A 20,023-nucleotide genomic window follows, 5' to 3' on the forward strand; every position below is an offset into this window, starting at 1 on the left:
GACGCGTGGCTCTCGCAGGTGTTGACGTGAACGTCTCCATCAGCGTATTCGCCGTCACCGTGGACGACGTATTCGCGGTGGAATTCGTCATCGTCCTCTAGTGGGTCGTATGCCCGAAATCCGTCGGTGTAGACTGTCAGCGACTCCTCCTCGTGGTCACCGAGGAGGAGTCGCACTGTTGATTCATCAGCGGATTTCGCTGGGACGACGTATCGCTGTCCCGTTCCACGGTCAACGATGGTGAAGACAGGTGGTTTGTCTCCCTCATACGAACCTCGTCCGCGCGTGGACAGGCCACGCGAGCGCGACTCTTGGTCGCGCTCGCGGCCTTTCAATCCGGCAGAGACGTACACTTCGTCGATTTCGACCGGTCCAACGAGGTCGAGTTGAGGTGCGTCGAGCGCTCTGGTAAAGCGCTCGACGCGACGGTGCATCGTCTTGTAGGTGACACCGATTTCTCGCTGAAGTTGGCGGAGACTCGTGTTGAACCGCAAGAACGCGTAGATCGAGAACAACCACTTGCGGAGCGCAACCTTCGAATGAGCAAAAATCGTGCCCGTCTTGTCGTTGAACGTGCGGTCGCAATTCTTACAGAGATAGCGTTGAAACGCCCCATAGCTGCCGTTTCTGACCGTCCGGTCAGAACGGCAGCGAGGGCAGGAAACGCCGTCACGCCAGCGAACTTGTTGGAGCAGGTTCGCTGCGAGCGATTCCGAGCCAAACACATCGAGCGGAATCATTCGTGTCGGACACCGCTAGCGCGGTGTCCTTGCCCTCTTCGATTCCAGAGCAACAGCTGAAATCTATCAACAATCTCCTACAGAAGAGCGTTGTCAGTATGTTGTCTGTGAAGAATCATATAACCACGGCCAAATCCACCTCAATTCGCCAATTTAGCGGAATCAATGGCTGGGTTGCTAGTTGTCTGGGCCACTGTAAGGTGTGACAGTTGCGTGACCGACTTGCGCCCTCTATTCAGCACGCCTTCGACAAACCATCAGGGGCTTAGGATTTCAACAGAGCCCACTAGACTTAGATCGTCGACTTTACCCGACACGATGAAACCCGTGGTGAACTGTGAGTCCAGTATAGAGTCGGTGTTGTTCATCAACCGAATGCGTACATACCACCCAAGCGGCTCCCGATATAGAGACGCCGGTTAACGACAGCTGGCGACCCTGTGATCTCAGTACCGGTGTCGAATGACCACATCAGCTTACCTGTCCGTGCATGGAGTTCGTATACGTACCTGTCGTAGCCGCCGAAATACACACGGTTTTGGACAACAGCAGGCGACGAGACAATTCCTTGAATCGGGTGGTCACCAACGCTGAAGGCCCATTGTTCTTCACCAGTCGCTCGGTCAAATGCAAGTAGTTGGTTGTTGGTAGACCCGAGATAGATGAGTCGATCAGAGATCGCTGGTGAGTTGGTAATTGTCCCGACATAGACACGCCAACGTTCTGTTCCATCTGCTGCGTCGTAGGTCGCGAGATACGGCCAGCCACCAACATACACAATCCCATCGACGAGGACAATGTGTCGTGGAGAGTACGGAACAGGATGAGACCACTCGACCACGCCAGTTGCTGCGTCGAGCCGAGAGATCCGTGAATTAGACCCCCCGAAGAAAATACCCCCATCACTCATCGCAAGTGATGTGATTCCAAAGCCGGTGTCGAGACTCCAGATAGCAGCCCCATCGGCTGCTGAAACCGCGTGAATAACTCCATCCGCGTCACTGAAATACACCACCCCATCAGCAACAACTGAATCATGATTAAGTATCGCACCAGCATTGTAGCGCCAGCGTTCACTGCCAGTGGTGCTATCGAATGCATAGAAGATATGCTCCCAATCGCCAATATAGACAACTCCGTTGGCTACCGTTGGTCTTGAGGGACCGATTCGCCCGTTGGTCGGACTGTTCCAGACGGTACTCCCGTCCTCGGCATCATAGGCGAAGAGGCCTTTCGCGGCTGTCCCGTGATACAGCAGTTCTCCGGCGACGGCTGGACTGCTCGAGAATGATCCGTCAGTCGTTTCCCATACTTTTGTGAGTTTGCCTGTGGGACGTCTCCCGTGCGGGTTGTATCCGGACCGCCCATTGTCAAACTGGAACGTTGGCCATGACGGCTCTGTTGACGCACGAGCAGCAACGGGGCGACCCGCGCGGAGAGCTGCAGTTCCAATCGCAAATGAGGTCCCGAAAATTCGGAGTGCCTGTCGTCGATTCAGCCCTTGTTGGTTCCCCCGAAGCATGCTAGTCGGTGGAGAGACAGGGTAATAGTCATGATAGTGATACCCCAGTTTAACAGTCACTTTCATTGGTGAATATCGAAGGCACCAATCCCCACCGTGACGTCAAAAAGAGTTCTAGAGGTCGTGGCTGCGCGCGCAGCGTCTGCGAGCACGGAGCGGAGGGTGGGGCGGTGGGGTCTGGGTCGGCCCGGCCACCAACAAAAAAGAGGGCTGCCTCGCGCCGTTAGGCGTCCCACCAAGCGTCGCGCTCGGGGAACATCACGGTCGTCCCCCCCGTCAGGGCAATCGAGACGCGCCCGTCGTACCAGTTCCGCGCTGCCCCGTGAATCCGCACGCGTTCACCCTCGCGAATCCACGGCACGTCCGAGGCCTTCCAACTCGTCAACTTCACCTGCCCGCTTTCGTCTTCGAGGAGCCCCGCTTGCTGAATCGCCGGTGACTCCGACTCCCACACCGTCGTCAGCGTCCCTTCAATGCACACTTCGCGTCGCGACACGCCCTCCAGTTTCCCGATCGGCACCATCGTCCCCGGTGCGCCTTCGAGTTCCTCGAACACGCTCACAGTTGCCGACATCATGTCCTTGCCACCCAACACCGCCTCGCTCAGCCGCCGACTGATCGCCGCTCGTGACCACCCATCCAGCTTCTCTACCAATCGTTTTGCCTGAGAGTTCACCGCACCCAACTGTGCTTGGGTCAGCTCCGTCCGGGGATCCGCCCGGTCGGGGTCAGCCATCGGGTTCACACTTGCCGCCCGCTTCTGGAACTGCCGCCGTCGCGCAGCGCTCCGCTCGGCCGCAATCATCCGCGACCGAGCCTCACGACCCTCTTGCGAGCCCAGTTCCGCACGGGCACTAATCCGTTCGAGTTCGGCTTCCCGCGCTCGAATGCGTTCTTCTTGGGCCAACGTCACCCCGTCAATCCGCTCGTCGCTCGTGTCTGCAATCCCATCTGGGTGGTTCGCATCAACCTTTGCTTGGATCTCCTGTTGCACCGTCGCCTGGAACTGCGGCGTCTCGTCGACGACTTCGAACCCGTCTTCGTCGACTGTCGTCTCGTCCGCGTGTTCGAACGCCTGTTCAGCCACCGAAACTACCTTTCGACTGGAGTTGTTACTAGACATTGGAACTTCACCAAGTTTCAAAGGCGCTAACGCGCCAACGCCCGCGACCTCACTCGCGGGATTCTCACGAACCAACCTGTTGAGCCACGGCACCGACGTCGACCGATGACGCCGTCACCGAGGTGCCCGCGCCGCGCCTTCACGCCGGACCCTGTCCGGCGCGGCGCGGCACCGACGGCACCCCGACAAACGAGTGCGGGGGGTGAACCTCGAGGTGAGTGCGCGGTCACCGCCATATACCCAGCCGGTCACCGCGGGTCGGCGCCTCGCCGACACCCGTCCGTCGGCAGACGCAACGGCAGCGGCCGCGGCGCCGAGGCGGCACGGCCGGGGGGTATACGGTGGTGAACGGCGTCGCATACGGCCACAGCGAGGCCGCAGAGAGCGAGGACCCGCCGGACCAGCACCGCGCCCGGACCCGCACGAGCCTGTCCCGTCCGTCGCAGACGCAACGGAAACGCCTCGTGCGGCAGCCCGGTGCGGGCTGGACGCCCGCGGACCCACAGCTCGTCGCGGTCGAGTTTGAGCGCACGCCCGGCAGGCCGCACAGCCAGCCCTGAGTGAGCCCCGGACCGTGGCATATTGGGGGTGAGCACGGCGAGCCCCCAGTAGCCGCGGCAGCCCGGGTGAACGAGGGGTGAGGGCAAGTGCCCGAACGGCGAGCAGCCCGCCCGGACCGCGCAAGCGGCCACGTCTGAGCCAGCCGGCCGGCGGCGCGACCGCATCGAGGGAGCGCTGACGCAACGGCTGGTGAAGATGCAGCCAGCCCGGTCTCGGTCACGGCCCGGATGCGGGTCGAGTGCTCGCAGACCCGCTCTCGGGGCTGACCGGTATCGGGTGGCTGCACGCGGCCCGACCCGGCCCCGTGACCGTGCACCGTCCGTCGGAGACGCAACGGAAGCGCGAAACGCCCGGGCCCGGCAGGAACGGCCTGCCCGCCGGAGCGCGCACAACCCGAGCAGTCGCCCCCAAACGTACCGACACGACTCACCTCCCAAACACGTGAGATTGCTAGTTTCTACTCGCTAGCTTGCTATCCAGATCGTTGAGGACGTGGGCCTCGTCTCCATCCCAAATGAAACACAAACAACGGAGTATCTCACGCTTGCTTCGAACATCGCAGCAGTACGAGGCCGTCAGAGATGCTCTCCAAAAACTAACTCAGCAGACGTCGCCCAACTCTCACCACGTGATCTCAAATCGTGCGCCACCTTCAGAACCCGTTGTAACGGCAATATCCCAACCATGGCCCTCGACAATTTGAGAGACGATCGAGAGCCCATAGCCAGTTCCGTCAGCAGTTGTCGAATATCCATGGGTAAATATCTCTGACCGAATCGGCTCAGCGATTCCGGGGCCATCATCTTCGATATAGAGTCCCGTATCGTCAAGGAGGCTTCCAACAGTCACAGTCGCCCCAGCACCAGCATGTTCAACGGCATTGCGGAACAAGTTCTCTAGTAGTTCCTGAAAACGACTCTTATCCGCGGCGATCACTCCGAGATCATCGTCTAGTTGGAGCGTCGCTTGCTGTGTCTCAACGCTACTCCACGACGCATGGAGACACTCACGGATATCAACCGATTCGGTCTCACCAACGACTTCGCCTCTTTTTGAGAGGGCAAGAATGTCGCTGACGAGATCATCGATTCGAGTGAGTGATGCTAAGACCCGCTCCAATTCAGGACTCTCGTGCTGTTCATGGGCAATCTCAGTATACCCGTACGCGATCGAGAGTGGGTTCCGAATATCATGTGTTAAGATGTCGGCGAACTCATTCAGCCGGTCCTTCTGCTCTTGAAGTTGGAACTCTCGCTGTCGCTGCTCGGTGACATCCCGAATGATGCCAGTAAAATACTGTTCCCCATTGTGTTCGTGTTCACGAAGGCTGATAAGCGTCGGAACTTCGTGTCCGTCCTTGTGCAACGCCGGGAGCTCGATACCATCCCAGTCGATATTGCGCTCTCCTGTCGCCACATACGAGGCTAATGCAGCCACGTGGACTGGTTCTAAGCGCTCTGGGATGATTTTCATCTTTGAACTCCCAATTAATTCAGCGGGTGCATAGCCGAGGATGTCTTCAACGGCTGGATTGGCATACACGATGTTGCTGTCCGAGTCGATCGTTAACATCCCTTCGGCTGCATTTTCGACAAGTGTCTGGTAGAAATCATCAGCGGAAATTGGTGGTGGCTGAGCGTCCTTCATATAAGATCACTACTACTAGTCAGTAGTTATGGGTTCTTCAGGATGTTGCTGCGAGACAGACTATGTCTCAGTTGAGGGTTGATTACGATCCGACTCCGGAGTGAAAGGGGAAGAGGGAACCTTCTGACGTGTATCAGACCGGGCACCCTGAGACACGCCACTGCTGGTGGGTGAGAGGCACTCAGCACGAGTCTGGTCGTTCACGAGGGTATATAATTTATCTGTCAGGTCTATCCCTGAGATCTCGATAGGAGATTTTGATTGAGACTCGTATTACCAGTACACACCACAATTTCCAGTAAAGCACCTCGGTTTCGGTCTTCTGGCCCGGGCAAAGACGATCTCGGACTCAACTGGGGCCATATATTTTCATCGGGGGAGGCCACCATGCCGTCATTGCGAGTAGTAGCGGGGGTCGTTGATCTCGTTCACGGTAAGCATTGATTTCGACGGGACATCATCCGGACGGTCTGCTGGACCTTCGTTAGTCTCGGTGTGTGCTTTATTTTTGCAGGTCGTAGCGCTCACTCACGGAGATTTGTGACCGCTGTTACGTGCATTTCGACGTGTTGAGGGAGTTAACGAGTAGTCGTCAAGCGTGTCGACGACGTTAGCAGGAAACCCTGTGGGGCATTGGTGGTACGGAGACATCATAACCCAACTCGAGTTAACCAACAACGAAGGCCATCAACATCGACTTTGTTGGTTAAGCGAGCCTCGCGGCTCGTTACTCTCCGCAGTCGAGAGTTCACCCCAACACGTCGACGTACGTCGATGCTTCTACCAGCACACATCATGGCGGTCAATTCTCGGGATTCGCCCGCTCGTTCGACTGTAATGGTCAAGTCGCCCGATTCGTAGTCGGCCTCGAAGTCGACGGTGTACGCGTCTGAGTCGTAGGCGGTGTGATAGGCACGATGGCGTTTGAGCGAGCCAGTCGGCTTGAAGTGGAAGAATGCAGCCGACGTGTAGGGTTTGCTCTGCGCCTCAATCTGTGTCTCGACAGACGCCAGTAGCGCGATCTGGGGCGTCTCCGTGTCGATACTCGCAGCGAACTCCGTCGCTTCCTCGACGGTTGCTTGCGAATGTGTTGGTGTCTCGCCGGTGAGGACGTTCACCGAGGTTTCTGTGTCGTCAGTGAACAGGACGTCTTCGAACGTGTGTGTCCCGAGGATCGCCTCGGGATCCAACTCGCAGTCGTGGAATGGACCGTCGTCTGAGGTCATCGAATCACGAGCCTACGGCGGGGCTCACCCATTCTGGTCCCTGAAAAACAGCAGCGGCCACGAAGCAGATCGGACTAAAGGGGATTTGTTGGAACCCTCAGAACCTGACAGATGTCGAGTGCTAAATATAGAGGATGCAGTCAGCAACCGATTTTCATTCGTTGTGGGCGTTGTCTGTCGATTCGAGTCGAAACAGATAGTTGGACGCTGTCTTGGTGTATCCGATTGGTTTCATGGACTCGATCATGTCCGTTCGATCCGCGACGCGACCGGGCTTGGGTTCGAAATACCCCTCGACACCTCGGCTGAGACGTGAGCCACGTACCACACCCACGAGTTCCCAGTCTGGATCCAGAGCCGCCACACCTGCGTCTGCATGGCTGTTATTCACCAACAGATAGCCACCCAGCCGCACATACCGCTTGCAGTAGTGCGAAATCGGACCTGCATACTGCGAGAGCAGCAGATCCACAGGGGCTACCGCTAGTGGTTCGCGGTAGTCGCCATGGATGAACTGAAACGAATATGGCACATGCTGTTGCACCGCTCCGTCCGCGAAGAACGCGGGACAGCGTTGATCCATGTCAACGTAGGTGACATCTCGAAAGACGAAACTCGGCGAGATATCGACGTAGGAGCCGGGATACAACACGCGTTCAGGAGCAAGCTCATTATCCAGCGTCTCCCAGAGTGGGCGTCGCTGCTCTAGGTGGGGAAGTTCTTCGTACAACTCCCACTTGCTCTCTTCACTCATCAGATACCACGCTGTGTCGTGTACCTTCGGATAGGACACCGCTGGTACNCCTCGTCTGCCTCGCTGTCGGCATCGCAGTCCATCGGAGTGTAGCCGTGAGAGTCACGTTTCGTGTTGCTCATCTGTACGGCGAAGAGGGTGTGCTGAAGCATAAGGGTCTCAAGAATCATTGTTGACACGTCCGACCGACTTGCGCCCTCTATTCAGGGGCCGCACGCATCACCTCCGATCTGGACGATTTGGGGACGGAGTCGTTCGTCAAGCGGGAAAACTTCAGTTCTCTCGACGGCCTGGACCAGTTCTCGGCAAATNCCTCCGATCTGGACGATTTGGGGACGGAGTCGTTCGTCAAGCGGGAAAACTTCAGTTCTCTCGACGGCCTGGACCAGTTCTCGGCAAATGCTGGGAACCAACTGATAGCCGCACGGGGAGCGATCCTTCGGACAATTTCGCAGGCCGACAGTCTCGCGGGACTCCGCGAGGACCTTCAGTACCCAGACACCGTCCTGACCTTCGATAACGAGTGGAGCTTCCGCGGGATATTCGTCGCAGACGACGTGTCTCAACAGGTCGCCGTCGGAATTGGGCGCGCTTCTCCCGACACTAACAATCAGCAATCGAGTATCCAGATCGACGGGGGTGATGTGTACGCTCATACGGCAGATGGGTCAAACAAAACCCGCACCATCATCGAGGCGGCTACTGCGGGTCAAGTGTACGACGTGTACATCGAGCATGAGCCAGGGGTCGAGGATCGATTCTGGGTTGGTTCGACACCGCCGAGCGATCCTGACGTGACGATCACGTCGACATTACCGACTGGGACGACAAACGCCTCCGAGTTCCATCAAGCTCGGGCGTTAGCGACCAGCGGCAACGCCTTCGACGTTGACCTCGTGAAGTTCGAGACTCGGGTGAAGCCATGATCTACGGGCTTGTCTCGAATCACGGGGATGACGTGGAAATCGAGTGGGGGGAGGACGCCACAGAGTGGCATAAAAAAGCCGTCGAAGAGTACGGAGCGACAACAGCGAAAGAAGTCGAAGAGGCGTTCGAGTGGCGAGAAGCAATGGACGATCTGGAGACTGACCATCCCCAAGTCGCTCGTGCCATTCGCGGGAAGCATCCAACAGAAAATAGGGACATCCCTCGCCCAAAACCATACCGTGATCTTCCCAATAATCAGCAGTAATGCATTACGAAGCTGTTTTTACGTAGATGTCCTCTTCCATGAGTTCGTCAAGCGTATGATCGAACTCGGAACACCACATCCTAAGTACTCTGTCCCGCCGTTCCTTCACCTCTCGAATTTCTCCCGCAACGACATCGCCCATCTCTGCTGCGACTATATCGTGACTTTCTTTCAAACTCAATTCAAACATCCGTCTAGCGCGAATTGCTTCTCTCAGATTCTCTGCTTCGGTATAGTAGGCTGTAACTGCCTCAATCTCTTCGGTCTTCAGTAATCCAAACTGGTCTGAATAGGACTCGCCGATATTTGTTTGTAAAAACTGATTTGCAGGAATCCCTTCTTTCTGATTATAATCCACGCCGGTCGAAGGATCCTCCTTGTCATCGGGGAAAAGTGTTGCATATGCCCGGTCTAAGTGGTCGGTCGATAGCAATTCTGTAAAGATTGCCCGCTTGACTGCTTCTCGTTGGTCCTCTTGTTTACGGTTATATCTCCAGTACGCAATGGAAAACGACGCGAATAGCCCAAATATCCCGACACTACTTGCAAATTCGAGGATTGCTGCTAGCTCCATGTCAATCCAAATTAGAAACCATACGATTAGTGTTTTTTCCACTATGCCCCCACACCGTGCGACAATTTCCATGACAGCTTCTTCGGAAGTCCCCTTAAACCACCATTAGTGCGACTCAGACTATGCCGTAGGTAATGGGTGGACGTAGCGTCCCGTCGTTCTCTACCTCGTGTTCTTCCTACGCAGAGGGGGGGGACACCGTTCTCAGGCCTCGACCGTCGTTTAGTCCGCCACGAGCGCCTACAGGGAGTGGTTTACTCCACCGTGACGAGTACGCTCCCCACCTTGTGCCCGGTATCGACGTACCGGTGCGCGTCGGCGATGTCGTCTAGTGCGTACGCTCGGTCGATTACCGGGCGGAACGACCCCGATTCGACGAGGTCGCGGAGTGTATGGAGGTGTTCGCGCTTCGTCTCTGCAGACCCCAGCCCGGTGGCTGCGAAGCTCGCTCGCTTGTCACCGACGAGCCGAGTCGACAGCATCTGCAGCAGGATTTGCACCGAGAGGACGGTCGTGAGGTAGCGCCCACCGGGGGCGAGCGAGTCCTTGCACGTCGAGTACGGTCGCTTGCCCACGGCATCGAAGATGACGTCGTACGTCGTGCCGGTCGCCGCGAAATCGGTGGTCGTGTAGTCGATGACCGTCTCGGCGCCGAGCGACCGCACCAGGTCGACGTTCGCGGTACTGCACACGCCGGTGACCGTCGCGCCGACCGCGCTCGCGATCTGCACAGCAGCCGTCCCAACGGAGCCGGACGCCCCGTTGACCAAGATGGACTCGTCCGCCTGCAGGTGCGCGTGGTCTTCCAAGAACGCCATCGCTGTCAGCCCACCGTCACAGACGGCCGCGGCCTCTCTGTAGGTGAGCTCCGACGGCATGACCGCGATGGCCCCGTCTGCGGGGAGACACAGATACTCGGAGTGTGCGCCGCTCCCAGGAGCGGCGGTTCCGAATACGTCGTCGCCGGGAGCGAACTGGACGACGTTCCGACCGACTGCCACGACCTCGCCAGCGAACACGTCACCCGGTACCGCCGTGGGCCGTCTAAGACCGCTGAAGAACCGAATGAGGAACGGATGCCCTTCCCGAGTGGCCGAGTCTGGCGGGCCGACGACCGTGGTATGAATCCGAACGAGCACCTCGTCGTCATCGGGTATCGGCGTTGCAACCTCCTCGACGCGGAGGACATCCGCCGACCCGTACGTCTTGGCCACGACGGCCCGCATCTGCGTGCGACTCTTCACTGACTGCTCTTCGACACTGGGTGTCATCGCGGAGTACGTACGACGTCAGACAGCGTAAAGTGAGAGTACACCAGCCGAACAGCCGGATTTCTATCGGTAGAGACCCCCTGGACACGGAACGTGTATGCGACAACCCGTCCGTGTGTGTCTCACACCGCCGTCGGTCGAGTCACTCCTCACGGAGGTACGCGGACGCCTCCCGGCGACCTGCGCGTAACAGGAGGACGCCGAGCGCGACGAACCAGACGATCTGGGTCAGGCCGAAGACGCCACCGCCGATCTCGCCCAGCACTGGAATCGCCGAGAGGATACCTGCACTCCCAACCACGAGCCCGAAGTAATTCACCAGCCTGTGGAGTGCTCGCGTTCGAAGCGCGACTACGCTCACGAGGAGCGTCCAGAGGCCGCCGACAATCTCGTTGCCACCGCCCAGCCCATCGATGACCGGACTGAGTGCCAGCCAGACCGTCGCCGCCTGCGTCGGGTCGGCACTGTAGAGGTCGACGACGACGCCCGTCGCGAGCGTGGCGATCATCCCGCTGGCGATGACGAGGCCGGCCCAGATGAGTCCGAACGCGGTCGTCGCTCGCATCAACATCGGAGCCTCGGCGGCGAGGCGCTCGTGGAGCGCCAGAACGAGTGCCACCAGTACGGTACCGAACATCACGTAGATGAGCAGGTACATCGCGGACAGACTCGTCTCGTTCGCGGCGAACAACTCGACCTGTTCGAGCGCCCCGGTGACGCTCGCGAAGTCGAGGACGACGAGGAAGTAGGCGATACCGACCACGTAGATGGCCGCCTCAATCAGCGCGGCGAGGCCACCGACCGTCAGATAGTTCCAGCGGCCCGCCGTGGGCGACTGCTCGATTCCCTCTACTGCTTGACCGGTCGTTGCTCCCATACGTTATCTGCCACAGTGACATTACCGCCAGAGGAGATAGCCGTGTCGAGGACGACCCTCCCCACCAGCCAGACGCCCCCGAGGTAGTGCGGAGGTACCCGTCGTCGTCGACCGTGGGTGAGCGCACGCGCCACCAGCGATGGCCTGTGATNCCCTCCCCACCAGCCAGACGCCCCCGAGGTAGTGCGGAGGTACCCGTCGTCGTCGACCGTGGGTGAGCGCACGCGCCACCAGCGATGGCCTGTGATCGGGCGGGGGCTACGAGAGTGGACTCCGACCGAGCATCGTCGCGAGGCCAGCGAACACACGCAGGAGCAGTCGCTGAATCACCCATGGGAGTCCTGCGAGACGCACGTCCGCTCGGTAGTGAGAAAGAACTGCCGCCACCGCGAACAGATCCGGTTGCCCCCCTGCGCCGGCCTCGTAGAGCGCACGAATCGCGGTCTCGAACTCCCCGGGTGGGCGGAGCGTCGTCCGAACGACGAGGTTTTCGGCACCGTCGTTTCGGATGCTGTGGGCCGCTCCGGGGGCGATGGTCAGTGCTTCACCGGCGAGCAGGGTGTGACGCTCACCACGAACCGTCATCTCGGCCCGGCCCGTTATGACCTCCGAGCGTACCTCCGACTGTGGGTGGAGTCGGGTGGGCCCGCTGTCGGTTCCCGGCGGGAGAACGCCGTCCATCAGCAAGTACTCTCCCTGTTCGTCGACACTGCGTTCGATGAACGTGATGGACGCCCCTGTCGACGGGTCTTCGATCGTGTTCGGGTAGCCATCCGGGCCGGTTCTCGTGGAGCGCCCCGATCCCGTCAGCAGGTGCTCGTCCGATCGTGAATCCATCCGCGTTGGTACGACGCAGATTATCCTAAGCATTCCGCCGGCTCCGGCCGATACCTGAGCCCGAGGGGTGTCCCCCGCTCTCATCTGTTCGGTACGGCAGCGTCCGGCCGGGGGGTATCGCACCACCGCCTCCGTTCGTGGTGAGCCGTCCACACCGCTCGTGACGTGGGTTCGTTTCGGGTAACGGACAATTACGGACGCTCTAGAGCACCGTTATGCTGGTTCGACACCTCTAAAGACGAATGGCTGGAGCAGCTGTTACCCCAGATCAGGAGCGGAGCGTCGAGTATCAGCGACCGTCCACAACCGAGACGTCCGTCGGGCGAGCGAGCGTGATCGCTGGACTCGCCCTCTTGCTGATGACTCCCCTCGCTGTGTTCGCTAATTTCGTCGTGTTAGACGGGCTCGTCACACCCGGGAATGCGACCGGAACGGCGACCGCTATTCTGGGTGCCGAAGGCACGTTCCGACTCGGCATCGCGAGCCTCTTCGCGGTCGCCATACTCGATTTAACCGTCGCGTGGGCGTTGTACACAGTGTTCAAGCCGGTACACGCTGGCATCGCACTCCTCTCTGGGTGGCTCAGAGCCGTCTTCGCTGGCATCTTCGTCGTCGCGATCAGTCAGCTCATGAGTGTCCCGCAGATTCTGGGTGCGACCGGGACTGGGTTCACCATGGAGCAACAGTCCACGCAAGCACTGCTGAGCATCGAGGCGTTCTACAACATCTGGGACGGCGCACTGATTCTGGTCGGCCTCCATCTGGTGTTGGTCGGGTATCTGCTGTACAAGTCTGCGGTTGTCCAGTCATACCCCTCAGGCTACGTACCGAAGGTGTTAGGGATGCTCCTCGCTCTCGCTGGCATCGGCTACGTGGTGGATAGTTTCGGACGGGTGCTGTTCGCTGGCTACACCTTCGAACTCGCTGTGTTCACGTTCGTGGGTGAGGTGTTGCTAATCCTCTGGCTGCTCGTCTACGGCCGCCGAATTAGTTCGGCCGAAGACGGTGTGGACGAGGAGTCGGCGTCCGTGATGAGCTGAGACCGGAGCTGACCGCAGAAAGAGGGATACGAGGCGTAACGCAGGAGTCTCGTTCACTGGGTTCGATCCGTTGAGGCGTACAGTGCGAGAGAGGTCGTCCGGTCGCAATCGACCGATCAATTCATCCATCACTATACGCTACTGATTCTGTCACCTCACCTGACAGACTCGCGCTCTGTATTCAGCACGGCTGTGAAAAACTGTCGCCAACTTGGCGATTACATCGAACCCTCTACGAATGGTCGGTCGCGAGCGACGCGGGGGGCCCGCGAACGCAGTGAGCGGGACGTCGGTGAGCTCTGCTCACCGGAAGGCGGCAGCGGCGAGCGGGGCGGGCCGTAGAGAAACACCGTTCAACCACTCTCGACGCTCAGTAACCCAGCCGACATCCTGGCGGACTCAGAAAGGGCGAGGCCGTCTCGGTCACCGGGAGACTGCGTCTCCCGAGCACACGGCGCTTCGCGCCGTGAACGTCCTCCGGCCCCGCAAGTACCGCAGGCACGAGGAGTGCAGCGGGGTTCCCGTGGGCGGAGTTCCCGCGAGTGTAGCGAGCGGGAGCCGGAAGACGAGCGAAGTGAGTCTTCAGGAGCGAACGGGTGCAAGCGAGGCGCAGTCTCGCGTGGTCGCGGGATGCCGAGCAGCGGGAGAGCAAAGCTCTCCCGAGCTAACGGGCGGCGACGCCGCCCGTGAACGGCCGAGGGCTTTCAGGAGACGTCGCCGACGCTGGGTGTTCGGTGTCCCCACTTGGAGACCGGTTACACGTCAAGGCGTTGGGGCAATTGCGTGACGTAGGGGCTGTTCTCCCAGCTCCGATGCGGGCTGATCGTCGTGATCAGCGTTCCAGCTTCCTCGTGGCACATATGCCCGTTTCGAGCGTAATCTACGAGGAGCCGCGGCGTCGGGACGATCTGCGGGCCCTGCAGCACGGCGTGAATCAGCGGAAAGTTCGTCCCACCGAACTCGTCAGTGAGAAACCCGTCGACGTCGAGCGCGTTCGCGAGAACGATACCGTCGGTTTCGCCGTCGTCGAGGCCGAACGTTGGCCGGGCGTCCGGCGTCTCGTCGCGTTCGTACGGATCCTCGACCGTGTAGTGGGTGCGAGCGGCGAGGACGTTGTTGGCAGCCGCGGCGTGGATGTCCTGATACTGCGTGATGTCACGGAGCTCTGCAACGACTTCTGGCGGCACGAACACATCACACGAGGTGAGCAGATACTGGAGGGGATCCGGAGCCGTGTCGGTGTTGTAGGCTGCGTCGGCTCGTGGGACGGCGAGACTGACCAGCGCACTCGTGTCGGCGACGACTGTCCGCAGTCGCAGCCTGCTCATCGCTCGTCGCCGTCACCAGTCTCGACCGTCGTCGCGTCGTCGCCGTAGATGTCGACGTCAGTGGGCGCAACGAGATCGAATGGCTCGCCCTCGAGGTCTGCCTTGAGCAGGCGGAGCCGTTGGGCGGTTTCAGCGCCGACCAACTGCTTGACCGTCTCGAACTCAAGCTGGTCGTCGTAGTACTTCGTTGCCACAAGTTCTTGGAACGTTTCGCTGTCGGCAGTCTCTTCGATGTACTCGCGGATCGCTTCGACGAGGAGGTCTGTCCGGTCCTTGTCGAAGAGTGCCGCAATCGCGTCGAGACGCTCAACGAGGTACTCCGGGGACTGGAAGTGGACCCGTCGGGGTTTGTCACTCGCGCTCATTCTATGTGCAAATTCTGCACATGGACCCATAACGGTTTCGTCGGATGTGCAGAACTTGCACATCGGTAGGGGAACACCGTTTGAACGGGCTGGGCAACGGTTACTGCGACACGGTTTCACGAACGAAATGCTCGCTGGGGTCCGCAAGCGACGTGAGAGCGACGCTCGCTAGTCCTCAGGCGGAGCCGGAGGGCACCGCAGGGGTGAGGCGCGCAGCGGCGTCCTCGTGAGCCGTGCGTGACCTTCGGTCCCGCTGGAAGCCGGCGCTCTGCGCCGGCGACAAAGCGAACGGGAGCAAGCGAGACGCAATCTCACGTGGTCGCGGGGCGTCGAGCGGCCGAGGGCTTTCAGGAACAATCCCTGTCTCGGAACCGCAAGTCGTTATTCGCCGACGGACTGCGATTCGTCCTCAATGATGACGTCAACACCGTCCGGTGAGACACCGAGCGGAATCCCCTCGACAGTAAACTGAACAGCGATGGTCTCATCGGCGGAAGCGATCAACTGTTCGAGCGCACCGGGGTCGACGTACTCGTGGAGTTGATAGGCGTCGTCATCGAGTCCACATGCCTCCAGTGTCTCGACGATTTCAACGAGGAGGTCGCTTGATCCACCTGAACTGCCTGTTGGTGGGGATTGCATCTGTACACTTACTATGAAGCTGGCTAGCGTTTAAAACGTTAGGAGTCACCCACAGAAGCGATACGTTTCCACATTGGATAGCGCGTTCGGGATCGCCTCGGCGCAACCAGAAGCGATTCTGCGCTTTGACGCCGACTGGGTGTCTCGCGCCGATGACCGCATTCTGAAGCATCTTGCTGACGACGGCCCCGACACCCCGAAGGAAATGGTGGACAGCAACCGTGTGCGCTTTTCTCGCCATCAACGCTCGGTGCAAGACCCTCGTTACCTATGGACTCCTCGTCCGCCTCGGAAACAGCGTCTACGACATCACACGAGAGGGTGGAGAGTATCTCGCCGGCGAGCTCGACGCCCGTGACCTTGCTCCCGAATAGCATTAGCTGTTGACGGCGACCAAGTCCTCGATGAATCGGGAGCCGTTCACGAACGTCACCGAGTCATTGTACCCCTCTCCCGAGTACGGTTTCAGCGCCCTCCCCAGCCGCGATATCGGTCGTGTAGATGTACACGCCAGTCGCGGTCCCCGCACTGAGGTGCTGGGCAGCTAGCGCAGCGAGGGCGGCGTCCGCTCGCTCAACTTCGTCGGCGGGCCGGTCGTCTGCGTTCGCGATGTACCGCTGGACGCCATCCATCACCCGCGAGACGACAGGCTCTGAGAACTCCAGCTGCACCGCAATCGTCGCCAGCCCTCGTCGATCGCGGTGTCAATCGGCACTTCCTCGACGTCCGGGTCGTCGATGGTCAGTTCCTCGTACACCCGTTCGGGCAGGACGAAGGCGATTTCGTTTCGGCGAGCGAACCGCCGAACGGCCTGATACCGACTGTTCGACGGCTGTCCCATCGCGACGAACAGGCCGGTGTCGGCAATGTGGAGCCGGCTCACGCGTCGTCAGCGCCGTCGCCGTCGATGTCCAGCTCGTCGAGTCCCGCCCCTGACTCCTCGATGTCGTAGTATTCATGGACGACGGGCCGGAGTGCCTGGAGGATCATCTCCGCGGCCAGCGGGGAGATGTCGAGTCCTCCGCCATCAGCCGGTGGGTCACCTCGCCGCGTTCGCGGGCGACCGCGTAAGTGAGCGCCGTTGCGAGGCCAGCGACCCCGTGACGGTCGATGTAGGTGTCGATGTCGGCGTCCGTCTCGCGGCGGCCGACGGCGTCGATCAGCGCCGGCGTGATCGTGTACTTGCGGTCGCCCCCGCCCGTCATCACGGTCAGACCGATCTCGCGGGCGGCGTACCGCCGGGGCTGCCCGTCGTCGGTGACGTCGACGACGCCAGCGTTGACGAGCCGATTCACGTAGCTGTAGGCGGTCCCCTGGGCGAGTTCGAGGTCCTCCATCACGTTCTGGACGGTCGCCTCGTCCTCCCGAGCGAGGTACGCGTACAGTTGAGCCAGCTGTGGCTCCTCAAGGAGATCCGCGACCGAAAGGAAGTCTTGGACGATGTCACCGTCGGCGCGATTTGAGGTACGTGACACGATGCGTTCTTGTTTACAGTTTACAGTGAATCAGTAAAGAGTGTTGGGTCACTCCGCCGACGTCGCGACGAGATGCTCCTCGAGGTTGCGCGTCCAGTACGTCGCGAGTCCGCCCGGACTACAGCGGGCGCACAGCTGCAACGGGCCTTCCAGATGCCCCAGTTCGACCCGGAACCGGATGAGTGCTGCGAGCGTGTCGACGACCAGCCCACAGCCGTCACAGGTGACGTGATCGCGCTCGTCGAGATCCGATTCCGTCTGAATCGCGCAGTCGACACAGATCGGGTGGGTGACCCGCTCGTCCTGTCCACAGATATGGGCCTCGCCAGTCTCAGTACCGGGCGGGGCATCGCAGAACGCACAGCCGACGAGGGTTTGCTGCATCACTCGCCCTCCCTGTCAGCGTCGCGACCGGCCATCCAGCCACGATGGAAGACGGCCAGCTGCGTCGTCGAGACGAATGTGGTGCCGCTCGGCTTGTGAACCAGAACGCGGTCTTCAGGAACGGGTGTAACGACGTCCGCGTCGACGAGGTCGTTGACTAGGCGTTGGGCCATTTCGTCGTCGTCGACGTCCGCCGTGTCGACGCCGATGGCGTCGCGGTCCTAGGTGAGCTGTTCTTTCTCGAACTGTTCGTAGTCGCAACTCGTGTCGTCGTGCGGATCGGGACTAGGCATGGAGAGTCACGCAGCGCACCCTATTGTGCGCTGCACGTCTCACGGCGTGCACGAGAAACAGCCCAGTCGGAGAGTCAGTCCAGTTGCAGGTTGCGATAGCCGACGACGGCAACGCCGTCGATGAACAGAACAACCTTCGGAAAGTCGAGAACCGACAAATTAGCTCTCATCGAGGAGTGAGATACCGTGCTCAACCACAGCGTCAGTAACGAAGAGACTCGTTTCAGTCTGGAGCGCTCGCATCAGCTCAGCCGCCGCTGATTTCTCGAGTTCTCCCCGTGTAGACGCAAGCACGAGAATCCCAATCGAGCCATGGACTTCCACATCGCGATCGTTCGCAGCGTCTCGTGCTGCAAGGTCGTCAGTCAGGAGGACGGCAGCGCGTTCAGATGCGACGGCGAGTGCAGCTGTCTCACCGGGGTCCAACTCGACGCCAAGGCCGGTTGTATCACTCTCAACCAGTTCGTACTCTATGGTTTCGAGCGCAGGTGGGACCATCCCCGCCTCGAGTTCTTGGTAGACAGTCTGTGGAATCAGCAGCTCGTCGACGACCGAGAGCAATGCAAGCGCGTCAATCTCGTCGAGATGAATAATGGGGCCCGCATCAGCAACCGCGAGGATCACGCATTCAGTCCCCACCGAACGTCGTCTTCGACGACCTGTACCTCCTGCTCTGCTCGCTTGACGCGGTCTCGGCCGATGAGGTTGATTGCGGTCTCGCGGTCGATGTCGTCGTCGATGTATCGCGAGAGGACGAGGTCAACCCAGAGATCTTCGACGCCGCGTTCCAACGCCTGTTCGAGGATCTCTGATTCGGGGATACCCCGCGCTTCGGCGATTTCTTGCACCCGTTCAGTGAGATCCGTGGCCATGGATAGATGATTGCTCTGTGGTGACTTAAACATCTGTGGACCCCCTCTGGGGGTCCCAGAAATGACCTTGGACAACCGTTTCGTTCATGCTCACATCGACATCGTCCGAACTACCACTCTTCGCGAGATGGGGGTTCCGTTTGCGTCGCTGCCACGCCGTTAACCAACATCGCGGAAGTCTGCGGATCTGTGTTGGTTAACAGTGTAGCGGGCTCAAAACTGATGAAAAGGCATCACGCGGAACGTATCTGGCTCAGCATTCGGCGTCTCGTCAATTCGGTCAAGGGATAACCGCGAGAGTCGACTGACCAGTTCGTTACGAACTGCTCCACGGCTGACTATTGTTTCGTCCCAGCCGAGACGGTCGTCGAAATACCGCTTCTGGAACCGCTGCCCGACGTCGTCGACGCCGATGAACTGCGTCCGCTTCACGCCCGCTACGCTTGTCGAGACGAACTCGGCTCCGACGTCTTCGTGGGTAAGTTCGACGAGTACACGCTCGACAAATGAGACGATGCTAGTCGGACTTCTGTTGTGAGGGAGCGCCAGTTCGAGATCTGTCCACGGTTCGTCGCTCGGTTGTTCAGTATGCTCGCCAGAGAGTCGTGATCGCTGTTGCTCCTGGTCGGAAGACATAGATTGCATGGGGTGCTGACTCCTCCACCCCTCAATGGAAGATAAAAACAGCCACAGCAATTGTTCACGTACTAACGGAGTTCATCCAGACACCCCTACCGTGAGGAATATCTTCCAGACAAAGAAGACGATCAGGAATGCGGATCCGCGAGTACACAGCCCAGTGCCCGTGCCAAGGTTAGTTGAATCGGTCTCGTTCAATGGATAGCAGAAGCTATAGACAGATTGGACAGCGAAGCAGAGACGTCATGTCGTGGTATATCCTCATACTCGCAGGCCTGTTTGAGATTGGTTGGGCAATTGGGCTCGAATATTCGGACGGACTCTCAAAGCCAGTGCCAACAGTCGGTACTGTTGTCGCTCTCATCATCAGTATGGTACTCCTGGCACAAGCCGTCAAAGATCTCCCTATCGGGACAGCATATGCTGTCTGGACAGGTATCGGGGCCGTTGGAACAGCTACGCTTGGAATTATTCTCTTTGATGAACCAGCCGCTCTCCCCCGAATACTCTTCATCGGCGTGATCGTCGTCGGTATCGTCGGTCTACACGCTGTCTCGGGTGGACACTAGACCACTAGTTGTCACTTGCATCGTCTGAACCCTGTCCAGACACAATTGTCGGTACACACGCACATTGACTGGCCGGCTGTTTCGCAGGACTG

At 59.5% G+C, this 20,023-nt stretch carries 19 protein-coding genes and 5 pseudogenes; 4 read left to right on the plus strand and 20 right to left on the minus strand.

What is annotated here, in order from left to right:
• The 6 genes and pseudogenes from C457_RS10240 to C457_RS10260 form a co-directional block, all read right to left on the minus strand.
• Positions 1-740 (minus strand): IS1595 family transposase (locus C457_RS10240; RefSeq protein WP_008094325.1); only part of this gene is annotated, 740 nt, incomplete at its 3' end.
• Positions 741-1,107: 367 nt separating this feature from the next.
• A complete protein-coding gene (locus C457_RS19525; RefSeq protein ID WP_008094328.1) occupies positions 1,108-2,262 on the minus strand; it encodes an outer membrane protein assembly factor BamB family protein in 1,155 nt (384 codons plus the stop codon).
• Positions 2,263-2,485: 223 nt separating this feature from the next.
• The gene (locus C457_RS10245) at positions 2,486-3,385 is read right to left on the minus strand and encodes an SOSS complex subunit B family protein (RefSeq protein WP_008094330.1); all 900 of its coding nucleotides are present in this window, start codon (positions 3,383-3,385) and stop codon (positions 2,486-2,488) included.
• Between the two features lie 1,182 nt (positions 3,386-4,567).
• A complete protein-coding gene (locus C457_RS10250) occupies positions 4,568-5,593 on the minus strand; it encodes a two-component system sensor histidine kinase NtrB (RefSeq protein ID WP_049913497.1) in 1,026 nt (341 codons plus the stop codon).
• Between the two features lie 812 nt (positions 5,594-6,405).
• Positions 6,406-6,819 (minus strand): annotated as a pseudogene (locus C457_RS10255) (hypothetical protein); the annotation flags it as partial.
• A gap of 154 nt (positions 6,820-6,973) precedes the next feature.
• Positions 6,974-7,573 carry a hypothetical protein gene (locus C457_RS10260; protein WP_008094337.1) on the minus strand — a complete coding sequence of 200 codons (600 nt, stop codon included), beginning with the start codon at positions 7,571-7,573 and terminating at the stop codon, positions 6,974-6,976.
• 922 nt (positions 7,574-8,495) lie between these two features.
• Between C457_RS10260 and C457_RS10270 the strand changes: the two genes are divergently transcribed.
• On the plus strand, positions 8,496-8,765 hold the full coding sequence (locus tag C457_RS10270) for a hypothetical protein (RefSeq protein ID WP_008094339.1): 270 nt from the start codon (positions 8,496-8,498) through the stop codon (positions 8,763-8,765).
• A gap of 4 nt (positions 8,766-8,769) precedes the next feature.
• Here the strand turns inward: C457_RS10270 and C457_RS10275 are convergent, their stop codons facing one another.
• The 4 genes from C457_RS10275 to C457_RS10290 form a co-directional block, all read right to left on the minus strand.
• Positions 8,770-9,339 (minus strand): hypothetical protein, encoded by a 570-nt coding sequence (locus tag C457_RS10275; RefSeq protein WP_152419989.1) that lies wholly within the window; start codon positions 9,337-9,339, stop codon positions 8,770-8,772.
• A 254-nt stretch (positions 9,340-9,593) separates the two neighbouring features.
• Positions 9,594-10,583: an NAD(P)-dependent alcohol dehydrogenase gene (locus tag C457_RS10280; protein WP_008094341.1), complete on the minus strand. Its 990-nt coding sequence runs from the start codon at positions 10,581-10,583 to the stop codon at positions 9,594-9,596.
• A gap of 169 nt (positions 10,584-10,752) precedes the next feature.
• On the minus strand, positions 10,753-11,487 hold the full coding sequence (locus tag C457_RS10285) for a DUF4386 family protein (RefSeq protein WP_008094342.1): 735 nt from the start codon (positions 11,485-11,487) through the stop codon (positions 10,753-10,755).
• 258 nt (positions 11,488-11,745) lie between these two features.
• Positions 11,746-12,357, minus strand: a complete 612-nt coding sequence (locus tag C457_RS10290; protein WP_008094343.1) for a cupin domain-containing protein — start codon at positions 12,355-12,357, stop codon at positions 11,746-11,748.
• Between the two features lie 209 nt (positions 12,358-12,566).
• Here C457_RS10290 and C457_RS10295 point away from each other — a divergent pair, with 209 nt between their 5' ends.
• A complete protein-coding gene (locus tag C457_RS10295) occupies positions 12,567-13,364 on the plus strand; it encodes a DUF4386 domain-containing protein (protein WP_008094344.1) in 798 nt (265 codons plus the stop codon).
• Positions 13,365-14,119: 755 nt separating this feature from the next.
• On the opposite strand, the gene C457_RS10300 is transcribed toward C457_RS10295, so the two are convergent.
• From C457_RS10300 to C457_RS10310, 3 genes are all read right to left on the minus strand, one after another.
• Positions 14,120-14,692: a hypothetical protein gene (locus tag C457_RS10300; RefSeq protein WP_008094345.1), complete on the minus strand. Its 573-nt coding sequence runs from the start codon at positions 14,690-14,692 to the stop codon at positions 14,120-14,122.
• The gene (locus C457_RS10305; protein ID WP_008094346.1) at positions 14,689-15,057 is read right to left on the minus strand and encodes a hypothetical protein; all 369 of its coding nucleotides are present in this window, start codon (positions 15,055-15,057) and stop codon (positions 14,689-14,691) included. The genes C457_RS10300 and C457_RS10305 overlap by 4 nt, the downstream gene beginning before the upstream one ends.
• Positions 15,058-15,438: 381 nt before the next feature.
• Positions 15,439-15,699, minus strand: a complete 261-nt coding sequence (locus C457_RS10310) for a HalOD1 output domain-containing protein (protein ID WP_008094347.1) — start codon at positions 15,697-15,699, stop codon at positions 15,439-15,441.
• Between the two features lie 118 nt (positions 15,700-15,817).
• Here C457_RS10310 and C457_RS21155 point away from each other — a divergent pair.
• Positions 15,818-16,073, plus strand: a pseudogene (locus C457_RS21155) (MarR family transcriptional regulator).
• Between the two features lie 2 nt (positions 16,074-16,075).
• Here C457_RS21155 and C457_RS10315 read toward each other — a convergent pair.
• The 7 genes and pseudogenes from C457_RS10315 to C457_RS10345 form a co-directional block, all read right to left on the minus strand.
• Positions 16,076-16,582, minus strand: a pseudogene (locus tag C457_RS10315) (hypothetical protein).
• Positions 16,579-17,174 (minus strand): annotated as a pseudogene (locus C457_RS10320) (DUF7437 domain-containing protein). Before C457_RS10320 ends, C457_RS10315 begins: the two co-directional pseudogenes overlap by 4 nt.
• Before the next feature lie 48 nt (positions 17,175-17,222).
• Complete coding sequence (locus tag C457_RS10325) at positions 17,223-17,558, minus strand: DUF7558 family protein (protein WP_049913500.1); 336 nt, start codon at positions 17,556-17,558, stop codon at positions 17,223-17,225.
• Positions 17,558-17,851, minus strand: a pseudogene (locus C457_RS10330) (hypothetical protein). Before C457_RS10330 ends, C457_RS10325 begins: the two are co-directional and overlap by 1 nt.
• Before the next feature lie 159 nt (positions 17,852-18,010).
• Positions 18,011-18,475, minus strand: coding sequence for a hypothetical protein (locus tag C457_RS10335; protein ID WP_004971371.1), 465 nt, complete (start codon positions 18,473-18,475; stop codon positions 18,011-18,013).
• Positions 18,472-18,723 (minus strand): ribbon-helix-helix protein, CopG family, encoded by a 252-nt coding sequence (locus tag C457_RS10340; RefSeq protein WP_008094355.1) that lies wholly within the window; start codon positions 18,721-18,723, stop codon positions 18,472-18,474. Before C457_RS10340 ends, C457_RS10335 begins: the two co-directional genes overlap by 4 nt.
• A gap of 213 nt (positions 18,724-18,936) precedes the next feature.
• The gene (locus C457_RS10345) at positions 18,937-19,359 is read right to left on the minus strand and encodes a hypothetical protein (RefSeq protein WP_049913518.1); all 423 of its coding nucleotides are present in this window, start codon (positions 19,357-19,359) and stop codon (positions 18,937-18,939) included.
• Positions 19,360-19,607: 248 nt separating this feature from the next.
• Between C457_RS10345 and sugE the strand changes: the two genes are divergently transcribed.
• Complete coding sequence (gene sugE, locus C457_RS19545; RefSeq protein WP_008094358.1) at positions 19,608-19,931, plus strand: quaternary ammonium compound efflux SMR transporter SugE; 324 nt, start codon at positions 19,608-19,610, stop codon at positions 19,929-19,931.
• The last annotated feature ends 92 nt before the right edge of the window (positions 19,932-20,023 follow it).

Origin of the sequence: Haloferax prahovense DSM 18310, assembly GCF_000336815.1 — an archaeon.
GTDB lineage: Archaea > Halobacteriota > Halobacteria > Halobacteriales > Haloferacaceae > Haloferax > Haloferax prahovense.

What these genes read in the sequence shown, in the direction of transcription:
- C457_RS10310 (WP_008094347.1), bottom strand. Translation starts at nt 15,699, where the DNA reads ATGCAATCCCCACCAACAGGCAGTTCAGGTGGATCAAGCGACCTCCTC.
- C457_RS10245 (WP_008094330.1), bottom strand. Translation starts at nt 3,385, where the DNA reads ATGTCTAGTAACAACTCCAGTCGAAAGGTAGTTTCGGTGGCTGAACAG.
- C457_RS10270 (WP_008094339.1), top strand. Translation starts at nt 8,496, where the DNA reads ATGATCTACGGGCTTGTCTCGAATCACGGGGATGACGTGGAAATCGAG.
- C457_RS10345 (WP_049913518.1), bottom strand. Translation starts at nt 19,359, where the DNA reads ATGTCTTCCGACCAGGAGCAACAGCGATCACGACTCTCTGGCGAGCAT.
- C457_RS10290 (WP_008094343.1), bottom strand. Translation starts at nt 12,357, where the DNA reads ATGCTTAGGATAATCTGCGTCGTACCAACGCGGATGGATTCACGATCG.
- C457_RS19525 (WP_008094328.1), bottom strand. Translation starts at nt 2,262, where the DNA reads ATGCTTCGGGGGAACCAACAAGGGCTGAATCGACGACAGGCACTCCGA.
- C457_RS10275 (WP_152419989.1), bottom strand. Translation starts at nt 9,339, where the DNA reads ATGGAGCTAGCAGCAATCCTCGAATTTGCAAGTAGTGTCGGGATATTT.
- C457_RS10340 (WP_008094355.1), bottom strand. Translation starts at nt 18,723, where the DNA reads ATGGCCACGGATCTCACTGAACGGGTGCAAGAAATCGCCGAAGCGCGG.
- sugE (WP_008094358.1), top strand. Translation starts at nt 19,608, where the DNA reads ATGTCGTGGTATATCCTCATACTCGCAGGCCTGTTTGAGATTGGTTGG.
- C457_RS10325 (WP_049913500.1), bottom strand. Translation starts at nt 17,558, where the DNA reads ATGCAGCAAACCCTCGTCGGCTGTGCGTTCTGCGATGCCCCGCCCGGT.
- C457_RS10295 (WP_008094344.1), top strand. Translation starts at nt 12,567, where the DNA reads ATGGCTGGAGCAGCTGTTACCCCAGATCAGGAGCGGAGCGTCGAGTAT.
- C457_RS10300 (WP_008094345.1), bottom strand. Translation starts at nt 14,692, where the DNA reads ATGAGCAGGCTGCGACTGCGGACAGTCGTCGCCGACACGAGTGCGCTG.
- C457_RS10250 (WP_049913497.1), bottom strand. Translation starts at nt 5,593, where the DNA reads ATGAAGGACGCTCAGCCACCACCAATTTCCGCTGATGATTTCTACCAG.
- C457_RS10305 (WP_008094346.1), bottom strand. Translation starts at nt 15,057, where the DNA reads ATGAGCGCGAGTGACAAACCCCGACGGGTCCACTTCCAGTCCCCGGAG.
- C457_RS10285 (WP_008094342.1), bottom strand. Translation starts at nt 11,487, where the DNA reads ATGGGAGCAACGACCGGTCAAGCAGTAGAGGGAATCGAGCAGTCGCCC.
- C457_RS10260 (WP_008094337.1), bottom strand. Translation starts at nt 7,573, where the DNA reads ATGAGTGAAGAGAGCAAGTGGGAGTTGTACGAAGAACTTCCCCACCTA.